The 13,737-nt window shown below is 73.6% G+C and carries 11 protein-coding genes and 1 pseudogene; 3 read left to right on the top strand and 9 right to left on the bottom strand.

The genetic code is table 11. The features are described 5' to 3' along the window. Nucleotides 1-372: 372 nt before the first annotated feature. The 5 genes from ACFW6B_RS11300 to ACFW6B_RS11280 form a co-directional block, all read right to left on the bottom strand. Nucleotides 373-654 (bottom strand): hypothetical protein, encoded by a 282-nt coding sequence (locus tag ACFW6B_RS11300; protein WP_386594462.1) that lies wholly within the window; start codon nucleotides 652-654, stop codon nucleotides 373-375. 92 nt (nucleotides 655-746) lie between these two features. Beyond that, complete coding sequence (locus ACFW6B_RS11295; protein WP_386594654.1) at nucleotides 747-2,039, bottom strand: RNA polymerase sigma factor; 1,293 nt, start codon at nucleotides 2,037-2,039, stop codon at nucleotides 747-749. Continuing rightward, nucleotides 2,030-2,371 (bottom strand): YciI family protein, encoded by a 342-nt coding sequence (locus ACFW6B_RS11290; RefSeq protein WP_386594461.1) that lies wholly within the window; start codon nucleotides 2,369-2,371, stop codon nucleotides 2,030-2,032. The genes ACFW6B_RS11295 and ACFW6B_RS11290 overlap by 10 nt, the downstream gene beginning before the upstream one ends. Nucleotides 2,372-2,422: 51 nt before the next feature. Further along, the gene (locus tag ACFW6B_RS11285) at nucleotides 2,423-3,169 is read right to left on the bottom strand and encodes a nuclear transport factor 2 family protein (RefSeq protein WP_386594459.1); all 747 of its coding nucleotides are present in this window, start codon (nucleotides 3,167-3,169) and stop codon (nucleotides 2,423-2,425) included. Between the two features lie 92 nt (nucleotides 3,170-3,261). Further along, nucleotides 3,262-4,485: a cytochrome P450 gene (locus ACFW6B_RS11280; RefSeq protein ID WP_386594652.1), complete on the bottom strand. Its 1,224-nt coding sequence runs from the start codon at nucleotides 4,483-4,485 to the stop codon at nucleotides 3,262-3,264. A 392-nt stretch (nucleotides 4,486-4,877) separates the two neighbouring features. Here ACFW6B_RS11280 and ACFW6B_RS11275 point away from each other — a divergent pair, with 392 nt between their 5' ends. The 3 genes and pseudogenes from ACFW6B_RS11275 to ACFW6B_RS11265 all read left to right on the top strand — a co-directional run. Continuing rightward, nucleotides 4,878-5,675: a nitrilase-related carbon-nitrogen hydrolase gene (locus tag ACFW6B_RS11275; protein ID WP_386594457.1), complete on the top strand. Its 798-nt coding sequence runs from the start codon at nucleotides 4,878-4,880 to the stop codon at nucleotides 5,673-5,675. Nucleotides 5,676-6,407: 732 nt separating this feature from the next. Then, entirely contained in the window at nucleotides 6,408-7,547 is a 1,140-nt protein-coding gene (gene rho / locus ACFW6B_RS11270; protein ID WP_386594454.1) for a transcription termination factor Rho, read from the top strand. Nucleotides 7,548-7,735: 188 nt separating this feature from the next. Further along, nucleotides 7,736-8,596, top strand: a pseudogene (locus ACFW6B_RS11265) (D-alanyl-D-alanine carboxypeptidase family protein); the annotation flags it as partial. A gap of 59 nt (nucleotides 8,597-8,655) precedes the next feature. On the opposite strand, the gene ACFW6B_RS11260 reads toward ACFW6B_RS11265, so the two are convergent. From ACFW6B_RS11260 to ACFW6B_RS11245, 4 genes are all read right to left on the bottom strand, one after another. Next, nucleotides 8,656-10,350, bottom strand: a complete 1,695-nt coding sequence (locus tag ACFW6B_RS11260; RefSeq protein WP_386594452.1) for a glycosyltransferase 87 family protein — start codon at nucleotides 10,348-10,350, stop codon at nucleotides 8,656-8,658. Next, nucleotides 10,347-11,753, bottom strand: coding sequence for a polyprenol phosphomannose-dependent alpha 1,6 mannosyltransferase MptB (gene mptB / locus ACFW6B_RS11255; RefSeq protein WP_386594450.1), 1,407 nt, complete (start codon nucleotides 11,751-11,753; stop codon nucleotides 10,347-10,349). Before mptB ends, ACFW6B_RS11260 begins: the two co-directional genes overlap by 4 nt. A gap of 101 nt (nucleotides 11,754-11,854) precedes the next feature. Continuing rightward, entirely contained in the window at nucleotides 11,855-12,796 is a 942-nt protein-coding gene (locus tag ACFW6B_RS11250; RefSeq protein WP_386594448.1) for a glutaminase, read from the bottom strand. Nucleotides 12,797-12,868: 72 nt separating this feature from the next. Then, nucleotides 12,869-13,702: an undecaprenyl-diphosphate phosphatase gene (locus ACFW6B_RS11245; RefSeq protein ID WP_386594446.1), complete on the bottom strand. Its 834-nt coding sequence runs from the start codon at nucleotides 13,700-13,702 to the stop codon at nucleotides 12,869-12,871. Between the last annotated feature and the right edge of the window lie 35 nt (nucleotides 13,703-13,737).

Raw genomic sequence — 13,737 nt, 5'->3', positions numbered from 1 at the left:
TATGCCGAGGGGTGATCAAGGGCTCAACAGGCGAGAGGGCAGTAAGAATTCCGTCGGCCGACTGTTACACGGGCGCCGGAACTCCGTTACAGGATAGGGGTGTTGCACACGCGTGTTCTCCTTGACGCCGATCCGGGCGGCACCGACCGGCCGGCGGGTGGCAGAGCATTGCTCGCCCGACGAAGCTGGGTAGGTTGGGGGACGCGACCCGAGGTGGACAACTGTGAGCACGCGGCCGTATCCCTTCCATGAGGGAAGGAACGTCGCATGGGACCTTGTGGTCTGGCGCGGTGACTTCGAGCGGGTTGTGGTCGCCGTGCTGAACCGAGAGGACATCTGCGACGTGATCAGGCTACGGCGGTCTCCTCGGCGTCAGCCTCCCAGGCGTAGCCCGGCGAGCCAGATGTCCGGGGTGTTCGGGACGGCTTCGGCGGGTGGGGGCACCGGCGCGGTGGCCCCCGCGGGCCGTGCGCGACGGGCGAGCAGCCGGCCGCGGGCACGTGGCGCCGGGGTGGGCCCCGTCGCCGGTGCGGCCGGGCCGGGGGCGGGAGTGCCGGGGGCGGGAGCGACCGGGACCGCGGCGGCATCCGGGATGGCGGCGGTATCCGCCGGGGACAGCCGGGCCGACGAAGTCGTGGGAGCTGGTGCGGTCATGGGAAAGAACCTCCTGAAGGGGCGGAAGAGCGGTGGCGGCGCTCCCAGCGGGCAACGGCCGGGAGGCGCCCTCGTCCCACCGACGAACGCCCCTACGCCGATCGACACTCCGCGAGCCGTTTCTCCAGGAATCTCCGCTCGGCCGCGTTCTCCACCAGTTCGAGGGCCCTCTCGTACGCCTCGGCCGCCTCCGTCCCGCGTCCTGCGCGGCGCAGCAGGTCCGCGCGGGTGGCGGGCAGCAGGTGGTACGCGTCCAGTTCGCCCTCCTCCTCCAGTCCGGCGACCAGGGCGAGCCCCGCGTCGGGGCCTTCGGCCATGCCCACGGCGACCGCCCGGTTCAGCCGGACCACGGCCGAGGGCACGAAGCGCCGGAGCTCGCCGTAGAGGGCGGCGACGTCGGCCCAGTCGGTCTCCTCGGCCGTGGCGGCGGTGGTGTGGCAGGCGGCGATCGCGGCCTGGATCTGGTACGGGCCGGGACGCCCGCGGCGCAGGGCGGTCTCCAGCAGCGCGGCGCCCTCGTCGGCTTCGGAGGTGTCCCAGGCGGTACGGTCCTGGTCCTCCAGGGTGACCAGGTCGCCCAAGGCGTCGACGCGGGTGCCGCGGCGGGCGTCGTGGAGCAGCATCAGCGCGAGCAGTCCGAGGACTTCGGGCTCGTCGGGCATCAGACGGGTCAGGACGCGGGCCAGGCGGATCGCCTCCGCGGAGAGGTTCGCGCGCACCAGGTCGGCGCCGGCCGTGGCGGCGTACCCCTCGTTGAAGAGCAGGTAGAGCACGCCGAGGACACCGGTGGTGCGTTCGGGCAGGAGGTGTGCGGGCGGTACGCGGTAGGGGATGCCCGCGTTGCGGATCTTCCGTTTGGCGCGCACGAGCCGCTGCGCCATCGTCGCCTCGGGGACGAGGAAGGCGCGTGCGATCTCGGGTGTGGTCAGCCCGGCCAGGGTGCGCAGGGTGAGCGCCACCCTGGCCTCGACGGCCAGCGCCGGATGGCAGCAGGTGAAGATCAGCCGCAGCCGGTCGTCGTGGACCCCGCTCCCGCCGTCGGGATCGGGGTCGTACGGCTCGTACGGGTTGTCCGTGCCGTACGACCCGTACGACCCCTCGTCGCGCGCCGACACCGCCACCTCCCGCAGCTTCCGTGCCCCCGCCGCCTCGCGGCGCAGCACGTCCAGGGCGCGGTTGCGCGCGGTCGTGGTCAGCCAGGCGCCGGGGCGGCGCGGTACTCCGTCGCACCGCCACCGGTCGAGCGCCCGGGCGAAGGCGTCCTGCGCGCACTCCTCGGCGAGGTCCCAGTCACCGGTCGTCCGGATCAGGGTGGCGACGACCTGGCCCCACTCCTCGCGGAACGCGGCGGCGACCGCCTCCTCGACTCCGTCGTTCACTCCCAGAGCGGCCGCACCTCCACCGAACCGCCGTCCAGCGCCGCCGGGTGCCGGGACGCGAGCGCGACGGCCTCGTCGAGGTCGGTGGCCTCGACGATGTCGATGCCCGCGATGTACTCCTTAGATTCGACGAACGGCCCGTCGTCGAGCAGGACTTCGTCGCCCCGGACCCGGACCGTGGTGGCGTCGGTGGCCGGCCGCAGCCGGACGCCGCCGGTCACGACGCCGTGCTCGCGCGCCTCCTGGAGGTACGAGGTGAACCGGGGGTCCCCGGCCGCCTCCTCGCGACCGGGCTCCTCGCCGTCGACCGCGGCGCAGATGAACAGGGCGTACTTCACGACCTCGCCTCCCCCGACTTCACGACCTCGCCTCCCCTGTCTCCCCGGACTTCACGACCGCGCGTCCCCGGCGGACGGGTGGTCCGCGGCGGCCGGCACGGACGTGTGCTGGTGGACGATCCGCCAGCTGTCACCGACCGCGCGGTAGCCCGTGGTGACGCGTGCGGTGGTGTCCAGTGCCGTGCCGTCGACGAGCGGGGCGCGCAGCCGCACCAGGGCGTGGCTGAAGGCGACGCTCTCGTCGACCCGCAGCCGGAAGTCGAGCACCTCGCGCTCGGCGGGGCCCGCGAGCGTCGCGAACCACTGTTCCTCCGCCTTGCGCAGGGCGTCGGCGCCGCTCCCTTCCCTGCCGGCCTCGGGGTGGAACACCTCGACGTCGGGGGCGTAGCAGGCCATGGCCCGGTCGACGTCCCGTTCGCGCAGGGCCTTCGTGAGCTCGGAGTCGAGGCGGCGGATGTCGCCCTCGGGGTCCTCGTCGTACCAGAACGGGCGGATCTCCATGGCGCCGATCGTCGCGACGGGGTGCTTCGCCGCGGCCTCGACCGCCTCCTCCATGTCGGCGCACTCGAGGAGGTCGAAGCCGGCGATGTACTCCTTGGTCTCGGCGAACGGCCCGTCGGTGCGCAGCACTTCGCCGTCGCGCACCCGGACGGTGACCGCGTCGGCGGGCAGCCGGAGCCGGTGGCCGTGCAGCCGGACGCCACGCTCGGCGCCCATCTCCTCGACCCACGGTTCGACGGGCGCCATCCCCGAGGCGTCGGCCGTGTCGTCGCCGCAGACCAGCAGCATGTACTTCATGGTTCCTCCTGGTACTCGTGAGCTTCCTGCACCCCACCGACGAACGGCGCCCGGGCGGATCGACGGGCGGCGAGAACTTTTTCCGTACGCCGTCAGCCGCGGGGGGTGCCGGGCCGCACGGGAAGGACCCGGACGCTGTTGCCGACGAAGCTGGCCTGCTGGGTGAGCTCCGTCTCCGGCACGGCGAGGTCGAGACCGGGGAAGCGGGTGAACAGCCGCTCCAGGGCGACGGTCGCCTCCATCCGGGCGAGCGGCGCGCCGAGGCAGTAGTGGGCGCCGTGCCCGAGGGAGAGGTGGCGGACGGCGCCGGGCCGCCGGGGGCGGGTGACGTCGAAGCGGTCGGCGTCCGGTCCGTGGGCGGCCCGGTCGCGGCCCGCCGCCGAGTAGCCCGCGAGCACGGGTGTGCCCCGGGGGATGACGGTCCCGTCGACGGTCAGGTCGCGCACCGGGTAACGGAACGGGAAGTAGCTGACGGGCGCGTTCCAGCGCAGGGTCTCCTCGACGACGTCCTCCCAGCTCGCCTCACCCGCGAGGACCGACGCGAGCTGGTCCCGGTGTCCGCACAGCGCCCGTACGGCGTTGGTGATCAGGTTCAGGGTGGTCTCGTGCCCGGCGATGATCATGAGTACCAGGGTGCCGAGGAGTTCCGGCTGGCTGAGCCGGTCGCCGTCCTCGTCGCGGGCGGCGATCAGCGCGCTGGTGAGGTCGTCGCCCGGGTCCTTCGCGCGAGCGGCCGCGACGGCGCTCAGCACGGCCACCATCTCACGGTTGGCGGCGACGGCCTGCTCGGGGCCGATGTCGGTGGCGACGACCTGGTTCGTCAGGTGGTGGAGCCGGTCGCGGTACTCGGCGTCGACGCCGAGGAGTTCACCGATGACGCCCATCGGCAGCGGGAGCGCGAAGTGAGCGCGCAGGTCGGCCGCTCCCCCGCCCTCCAGGGCCGCGACGTGCAGACCGTCGAGCAGACGCGAGGTCAGTTCTTCGACACGGGGCCGTAGTTGCTCGACCCTGCGCAGGGTGAACGCCTTGCTGACCAGGGACCGCAGGCGCCGGTGGTCGTCCCCGTCGGCGGTCGTCATCCCCTGCACGGTGGCGAAGGTCATGAGCGGCCAGCCGTCGGCTATGCGTCCCTCGCGCAGGGCGGTGAAGTGCTGGGCCCCCTTGGCGACTTCGGGGTGCGCGAGGAATTCCTTCAGCGCCTCGTGCCCGAGCACCACCGCGCCTTCCACCTCACCGGGCAGTACCACCGTCGCGACGGCACCGCGTGCGAGCAGCCGCGCGTTGTCGGCGTGCGGGCAGCCACCCGCGGGGTCCATTCGGTGCGGTGTGACGGACGAGGTGTCCACCGTGTTCTCCTTGCTGCTGGGCCGAGTTGACGGTCGTACGACCCCACCGGGCGTCGTACGACGACCGATTGTGCCTGCTCAGAGCGGCGCGCGCAGCAGCTCGGCGAAGCCCCTTCGGGCGGGTCGGGCCGCCGTTGCGACCGCCGGGGAAGCGGACGGCCGAGCGGCTGTCGCCGGACGTCCTCGGACACCCGCGCCGGCGCCGGACGGCCCGGCGGCCGCACCCTTCGGAGGGGGCCGGAAGACCCCGCCGGGGTCACGGCCGTGGGCGGCTACGGGGAGCGGGAAGCGCGGGTGTCTCCTTACGCTCGTAGGGACGGGTTTCCTTGGGCCGCGCGGACGCGGTCCCGGAGGTGAGAGCCATGCGTGCCTCGCTGGTACAGCTGTCCGTGGACTCCTCGGACAGCGCGGACGAGCGCCGCCGCCGGGCGGCCTCGCTGGTGCGTGACCGGGCGGGCGACGACCTCGTGGTCCTGCCCGAGCTGTGGGCCGCGGGCGCGTGGGCCTACGACCGCTGGGAACACGACGCCGAGGGGGTCGACGGCCCCACCGCGGCGGCCATGTCGGCCGCGGCCCGCGAGGCCGGGGTGTGGCTGCACGCCGGATCCGTCGTCGAGCGGGACGAGGACGGAACCCTGTACAACACGGCCCTGCTGTTCGACCGGTCAGGCGACCTGCGGGGCCGGTACCGCAAGATCCACCGGTACGGCTTCGACACCGGCGAGGCGACCCTGATGGGCGGGGGCGACGACATCGTCACCGTGCCCACCGACTTCGGCATGGTCGGCCTCGCCATCTGCTACGACCTGCGCTTCCCCGAACTCTTCCGGGGCCTGCTCGACGCGGGCGCGGAGCTGATCGTCGTACCCGCCGCGTGGCCCGCGGCCCGGCTCACCCACTGGCGGTTCCTGACCCGCACGCGGGCCCTGAAGGAACAGGTCTTTCTCCTGGCCTGCTGTGCGACGGGCACCCACGGCGACATGCTGCAGGCCGGCCACAGCGTGGTCGTCGACCCCTGGGGAACCGCCCTCGGCGAGGCCGGCACCGCGGAGGAGACCCTGACGGTGGAATGCGACATGGCCCAGGTCGCCCGGATGCGCTCCGAACTCCCCGTCCTGCGCGATCGCGTGCTCGCCATCGAGGCTCCCGGGCGGCGGTGAGTCCGGCGACCGGCCGTGCGGGCCGAGGACCTCGCAGAGGCCGCTGCTCCCCGCCCGCACGCCCGACCGACCCCGTCGAAGGCACCTGGGCAACGTGAGTGGCCGCGGTCCTCGGCCGGGACCACCCGGGTTCCCGCGAACCGATCGGCCAGGAGCCGGCGCTGCGGTCCGGCTCTGAGGAACAGGACCAGGTCCACGGCCCTGACCAGGACGAGCCACGAAAATCCGTGCAGCACCCGGAAGACCAGCGCCCTCAGTGCTCCGCGGGCCCGGGCGTGCTCCGCCTTCCTCCCCGACCACGCGCAGGCCGACCGCCCGCTTCCCCATCGTGCGCCCGAACAGGGCCGGCGCGCCGCTCTCGTGGACTGCGGAGGACACCCCGGCACGGACGGCCCGCGGCCGATCGCACGGCGCGGTGCCGGACACCGTACGTCCGCCTCCTGAGACGCGGACCGCACCCGGACCGCTCCAACTGGTGGTACTCTGCGAGCAGCATTCGTGTACGCCTCCTCTTCAGGCGCCGGTGCCAGTTCCCTCCTCCCGCCGCCACGCCGTCGATTCCGACCGGTGGACCGGCTTCTTCACACCGCCTCCCGCATACCGCCGGGGATTCCTCCCGTCGCGTCCGAGGTGGTGTTCCCGCCCCGCCGAGGTGCGCCCCGCGCCCTGTCCCAGCGGCCTCCTCCCTTCCCCACGCACGCCCGTGCGACTCCGTCCGTGAGAGGACATCCCATGACCACCACACTCGAACACCCCCCTGCGCGGCAGCGGCCCCAGGCCCGGACCGCCGCCGGTGTCCTCGACATCGACGGCGACGGGAAGGGGCACCTGCGCTCCGCGGACCTCCTGCCGTCACCCGACGACCTCCAGGTCTCCCCCGCGCTGATCCGTCGTCACGGACTGCGCAAGGGCGACGCCGTGGAAGGGCTGCGCGGCGGGCCCCGGACCCTCACCGAGGTCGAACGGGTCGACGGCCGCACGCCCGAAGAGCGGCGCCGCCGCCCGCACTTCAAGGACCTGACCCCGCTGCACCCGCGTGACCGGCTCCGGCTGGAGCACCCGGCGAGCGGTCTGACCGGACGCGTCACGGACCTGGTCTCGCCGGTCGGCAAGGGCCAGCGCGGACTGATCGTCGCCCCGCCCAAGACCGGCAAGACGGTCCTGCTCCAGCAGATCGCCGCCGCCGTGGCGGGCAACCACCCCGAATGCCGTCTGATGGTGGTGCTCCTCGACGAACGCCCCGAGGAAGTCACCGACATGCGGCGTTCCGTACGCGGCGAGGTCTACGCCTCCACCTTCGACCAGACGCCCGGGCAGCACATCGCGCTCGCCGAGCTCGTCGTCGAGCGGGCCAAGCGGCTCGTCGAAGCGGGCCAGGACGTCGTGATCCTGCTCGACTCGCTCACCCGGCTGTGCCGGGCGCACAACAACGCGGCCGCGGGCAGGGGGCGCACGCTCAGCGGCGGAGTCGACGTCACCGCCCTCCAGGGCCCCAAGCGGCTCTTCGGCGCGGCGCGCCTCGCCGAGGAGGGCGGCTCGCTCACCATCCTCGCCACCGCCCTGGTGGAGACCGGTTCCCGCGCCGACGACCTCTTCTTCGAGGAGCTCAAGAGCACCGGCAACATGGAACTCCGGCTGGACCCGGCCCTGGCCGCCCGGCGCGTCTTCCCCGCGGCCGACATCACCTCCTCCGGCACCCGCCGCGAGGAACTCCTGCTGCCGCCGGCGGAGTCGACCGCCGTACGGGGGCTGCGCCGCGCCCTGTCGACGCGGGACGGGCGGACCGGCCTGGAAACGCTCCTGGAACGGCTGCGCGCCACCCCGGACAACGCGGCCTTCCTGCGCCTGATCCAGCCCACCCTGCCGTCCTGACCCCGCCCCCACGCGCCGCGCCGGTGCGGGCCCGCGTCCCGGGCCCGCATTCCGAACCCGAGCCCCGGGCCCGTATTCCGAACCCGCGTTCCGGGGCCGTGTTCCGGGTCTGTGGCATCCGGGTGCTCGATGCCGCCACTCGGCCCGGCCACCCCGGCGTGTCCCGCATCCGTTCCTACGTTTGCGGTATGACTATCGGATTCTCATTCCGGACCGTCGCTTCTCACTCCTCGGTCACGCGCGCCGCCCTGACCTGCTCCGCCGTCTGCGCGGCCGGTCTGCTGGCCGCGGCGCAGAGCCCGGCCACCGCGCTCGCCGGGGCGGGCCCCGCGGCGCCCCGGCCCGCCGCGCCGCCGCGTTCGCCGCTCGACCAGCCGGGTACGCAGGTACGGCCCCGGCCCGGCGCGCCCGGGGTCCCCGAGAACGTCTCCGCGCTGTCCTGGGTGGTGGCCGACGCCCGCACCGGCGACATCCTCGCCTCGCACGACGCCCACCGCAGGCTGGCGCCCGCGAGCACCCTCAAGACCCTGTTCGCCCTCACCCTCCTGCCGATGCTGCCCGGCAGCACCCTGCACACCGTCAAGGAGCAGGAGTTGGAGGGCATCGGCGCGGGCAGCAGCATGGTCGGCGTGGCCGAGGGCATCACGTACCGGGTCGCGGACCTGTGGCGCGGTGTCTTCCTCAATTCCGGCAACGACGCCGTGCACGTGCTCGCCTCGATGAACGGCGGCTGGACGAGCACCGCCGCCCAGATGCAGGCCAAGGCCCGTTCCCTCGGCGCGAACGACACCCACGTCGTCTCGCCCGACGGGTACGACACACCCGGCCAGGTCTCGTCCGCGTACGACCTGGCCGTGTTCGGACGGGCCGGACTGCTCGACCCCGACTTCGCCCGGTACTGCTCCACCGCCGAGGCGACGTTCCCCGGCGAGGGCGACTCCTCGTACGGGATCCAGAACACCAACCGGCTGCTCACCGGGGCGAACGGGGTGGAGCGGTACCCGGGTCTGATCGGTGTCAAGAACGGCTACACCACCAACGCGGGGAACACCCTGGTCGCCGCCGCCGAGCACGGCACGCGCACCCTCGTCGTCACCGTGATGAACCCTCAGGCGGGCGGCGGGACGGCCGTGTACGAGGAGGCGCGCTCGCTGCTCGACTGGGGCTTCGCGGCGGCCGGCCGTGTCGATCCCGTGGGGACGCTGCCCGAGGCACCCTCCGTCCCCGCGGCCGGGCCTTCCGCGGCCGGGCCCTCCGCCGCCGGATCCGCCGGGCGACCCGGACGCGCCCCCCGCCCCGCGGCCACCGCACCCACGGGATCGGCGCGGCCGGCCGCCGCGGCCTCCGAGGAGCCGGGACCGGGCTGGTCCGGCACGGCCGGGATCGCCGGTGCCGCCGTGCTGGGCACGGCGGGCGTCGCACTGGCCCTGCGGCTCAGGGCGGGCCGGTCCGGGCGCGGCTGACCCACCGGCAGCCACAGCAGCAGCCCGAAGGTGATCCACGCATAGGTGTTGCCGCCGAGGAAACCGTCGAGTCCCGACGCGTCGTCGAACCACAGCCACACCACGCTGCTGCACAGCACCGCGTACAGGGCCGCCGCGACCCGCGGCCTGCGTCGCCGCAGCAGAACGGCGAAGGACGGCAGCAGCCAGACGAGGTGGTGCACCCAGGTGATCGGGCTGACGAGACAGGCGGCCAGCCCGGTCAGGGCGAAGGCGGCCGTCCAGTCCTCGCCCGCGAGGGCGCGCGAGGTCCGCCGCGCCCAGACGCACAGGACCAGCAGGGCCACGGTCGCCCACAGCGCCCCGCTCGGCTCCTCCGGCGCCACGAGCCGGGCCAGCACCCCTTGCAGCGACTGGTTGGAGACGTAGTCCAGGCGCCCGATGCGGGTCGTGTCCCACAGCGCGTCGGTCCAGTAGAAGCGCGAGGCGCCGGGCGCCGCCCAGGCCGCCAGCGCGGTGGCCGCCGCGGCGACGGCCGTGGCGACTCCGGCGGCCCGCCGGCGGCGGCCGAGCAGCAGCAGCGCGATGAACAGCGCGGGCGTGAGCTTGATCGCCGCGGCCAGACCGATGCCGACACCCGCCCAACCGATACCGACGCCCGCCCGGCGGCCTCGCCCTCCGGACAGCAGCCAGGCGTCGCCGAGCACGAGGGCGAGCAGCACCAGGTTGACCTGGCCGAAGCTGAAGGTGTCACGGACCGGTTCGAACAGCGCCAGCAGACAGGCGGCCAGAGCCCAGCCGAACCAGCCGTAGCGGCGCAGTTCGGGCCCGACCAGGACGCCCACGATCAGAGCCAGGGCCGCGAGGTTGAGCAGCAGGGCGACGGCGATCGCCGTGCGGAGCCCGACCAGCGCCATCGGCAGCATGCCGACGGCCGCGAACGGCGGGTAGGTGAATCCGTACGTCGTGCCCGGCACCCGGTAGTCGTAGATGCTGCCGCCGTGGTGCACCCAGGTGTCGACCGCCCCGTAGTACACGCGCAGGTCGAACCAGTCGCGCAGCAGCGGCACGGTGACCGTGAACACGCCGACGGCGAGCACCAGCGCGAGGACGAGGAGGAGTCGCCTGCGGTCGGTGCCCGACAGCGCCGCCGTGCCGCCGAAGGCCCCTCTACCGGCCGGTGCCCGCGCTCCCGTCGTCCCCGTCGTCGTCTCCGTCCCCGTCGTCGTCTCCGTCCCCGTCGTCGTGCTCCTCGCGCCCGTCGCCCTCGTCCCGGTCGCCCTCGGCCCGGTCGCCCCGTTCGTCTCCCCCGCGCCTCTCGTCCCGCCCGGGTCCGTTCCCCGCTCCGTGTCCTCCGTCATGCCGTCCGCTCCAGTGCCGGTGCCTGCGGCCGCGCCGCCTGGTGGGCCTGCCAGAGCACGACGAGCGCGAGCAGGCCCCCCGAGACGGCGAGGACCACCTGTCCTGCGTCCGCCGGCGACCCGCTCGGCAGTACGGCGAGCGCGAGCACCGCGCTGACGGCCGCGACCCGGCCGCGCACCGAACCGGTGGGCGCGGCCGCCGCGATGAGGAACAGGCCCCACAGCGCGTACCACGGCCGGACCGCCGGACCGAACACCGCCACCGCGGCCAGGCTCAGGCCCAGCGCGTAGACCGGGTGCGGGCGCAGCCGCAGCCATATGAACAGCAGCAGCCCCACGGTCACCAGGAGTCCGGCGGTGTGCCAGGCGGGCATCGCGAACGGCGCGAGTCCGCTGCCGAGCTTCTGGAGCAGGGTGCCGGTGGCACGCCCGAGGACGCTGGTGGGTGACCAGTTGTGCGGCGAGACCGGGGTCTTCAGGGCTGCTAGCCAGCCGTAGCCCGTACCGGCCACGGCCGTCGCGGCGACGGTCGTCGCGGCCGCGGCCGCCACGGTGACCGCCGTGGCCCGCGCGATGCCCGAGCGCCCCCGCCCGCGCCCGCGCAGGGCGATCACCGCCACCAGGCCGAGCGCGGCGGGTGCCTTGACGAGGGCCGCGAGGGTGACCAGGACGACGCCCGCGACGGGCCACCGGCCTCGCGCGGCCAGCAGGCCGACGCCGAGCAGCCCGAGCATGACGGCGTCGTTGTGGGCGCCGGCCACCAGGTGCAGCAGGACCAGGGGGTTCAGCACGCCCAGCCACAGCGCGGCGGCCGGATCGGCGCCGCTGTGCCGGGCGAGGCGGGGCAGGGCCGCCGCCATCAGGGCGACGCCGAGCAGGGCGACCACGCGCATGCCGAGGAGCCCGGCCGGTATCTCCCCTCGGGTCAGCGAGGACAGTCCGCGGGCGACGGCGAGGAAGACCGGGCCGTACGGCGTCGTCGTGCTCCGCCACACGGGGGCCACCTCGTCGGCGAGCGGACCGCCGAGCCGCGCGGGTCCGTAGACGTAGACGTCGATGTGGGCGTCGACCATGGCGCCCTGCGCGAGATAGCTGTAGACGTCCCGGCTGAAGAGCGGTGGCGCGAGCAGCAGCGGCGCAGCCCAGGTGGCCAGGACGAGCAGCAGGGCACGCGGGGCCGGCGGTTCGGGCCCGCGCACGACGGTGCCGAGGAGCGTCCAGGCGGCTATCAGCAGGACGACCCCGAAGTACACCCCGACCAGGCCGAGTACGGCACGCCCCGACCCGGGGGCGAGGAGGTCCCGCGCGGGCAGGGCCCCCGCGGTCCCGCCGCCCAGCGCGAGGACGGCGGTACCGGCCAGCCCCAGGGCCTGGCAGCGGCGGAGATCGACGGGAAAAGCCATGGCCGACACTCCGCAAGCGTGTCGACGCCGAGTGGCCGGAAGGCGACGCGGCCCTCTCCGGACGGGGTCCGGGGCGTGACCTCCGTGTGGTGTGACGGGATTCAGAACACCGACAGGCCGGTGAGGGTCGTGAAGCGGTCCAGGGCGGCCACGCCCGCCACCGAGTTGCCGCGTTCGTCGAGACCGGGGCTCCAGACGCACAGGGTGCACCGGCCGGGCACCACGGCGATGATGCCGCCGCCCACCCCGCTCTTGCCCGGAAGCCCGACCCGGTAGGCGAAGTCGCCCGCGGCGTCGTAGGTCCCGCAGGTCAGCATGATCGCGTTGACCTGCTTGGCCTGGCTCCGGGAGAGCAGCCGGGTACCGTCGGAGCGGATGCCGTGCCGGGCCAGGAATCCGGTGGCGAGGGCGAGATCGGCGCAGGAGGCGGCGATCGAGCACTGCAGGAAGTACTGGTCGAGCAGGACCGGCACCGGGTTGTCGATGTTGCCGTACGACGCCATGAAGTGGGCGAGTGCCGCGTTGCGGTCGCCGTTCGCGGTCTCGGAGGCGGCGATGTCCCTGTCGAAACCGAGCCGCGCGTTGCCGCTCTCCGCCCGCAGGAACTCCAGCAGGACGCCGGACGCGTCGCCGGTACGGGTCTGCAGCCGGTCGGTGACGACGAGGGCCCCGGCGTTGATGAACGGGTTGCGCGGGATGCCGTTCTCGTACTCGAGCTGGACCAGGGAGTTGAACGGGTTGCCGGAGGGCTCCCGCCCGACGTGCTCCCACAGGGTGTCGCCCTCGCGGGCCAGGTCGAGGGCGAGCGTGAAGACCTTGGTGATGGACTGGGTGGAGAACGGCTGCCGCCAGTCCCCCACGCCGTACACCGTGCCGTCGGGTTCCGCGACGGCCATGCCGAAGCGGCGTGGGTCGCAGGCCGCCAGCGCAGGGATGTAGTCGGCGGGCCGGCCGCGTCCCGGGGTCTGCGCGATCTCGGTGGCGATGCGCTCCAGGACCGGCTGGAAGGTCTGGGAGGACGGGTACGGCGTTTTCCCGGGCATGATCGCCATTGTGCCGCCCGCCCGGTCCGCCGGCCTTGTGGCCCGGTCCGCCCGCCACCGGGGCGGGCGGTGTCAGCTCTCGAGCACTCCCGTGCCCAGCAGCCCGAAGAGCAGCACGCCGATGACGATCCGGTAGATCACGAAGGCGTTGAAGGAGTGCTTGGCGACGAACTTCAGCAGCCAGGCGATGGAGGCGTAGGCGACCACGAACGACACGACGGTGCCGGTGATCAGCGGAACGGCGCCCACACCGGCGCCCGCGTCCTTCAGCTCGTACAGGCCGGCACCGGTCAGGGCCGGGATGCCGAGGAAGAAGGAGAGCCGGGTGGCGGCGACGCGGTCCAGGTCGAGGATGAGCGCCGTCGACATGGTGGCGCCGGAGCGCGAGAAGCCCGGGAAGAGCAGGGCGAGGATCTGGGAGCTGCCGACCAGCATCGCGTCCTTGAACGAGGTGTCGTCCTCACCGCGCTTGTGGCGGCCCATCCGGTCGGCCGCCCACATCACACCACTGCCGACGATCAGCGAACCGGCCACCACCCACAGCGAGGCGAGCGGACCCTCGATGAGGCTCTTGGCACCCAGGCCGACGACCACGATCGGGATCGTCGCGTAGATGACCCACCAGGCGAACTTGTAGTCGTGGCTGTGCCGCTGCTCCTTGTCCCGCAGGCCGCGCCCCCAGGCGGAGACGATCCGCACGATGTCCTTGAAGAAGTACAGGAGCACGGCGGCGATGGCGCCGACCTGGATGACCGCGGAGAAGCCGACGACGGCGTCGTTCTTGACAGGGATCCCCATCAGACCCTCGGTGATCTTGAGGTGGCCGGTCGAGGAGACGGGAAGGAATTCGGTCACCCCCTCGACGATTCCGAGGACGACGGCCTGACCGACGTTGATGGCGCTCATGGCATCCAGTTCTGAGGAGTTGGTCGACAGTGCTG

It is taken from the genome of Streptomyces sp. NPDC058751, assembly GCF_042746485.1.
GTDB lineage: Bacteria > Actinomycetota > Actinomycetes > Streptomycetales > Streptomycetaceae > Streptomyces.
This window is presented reverse-complemented; position numbering and strand designations above follow the sequence as displayed.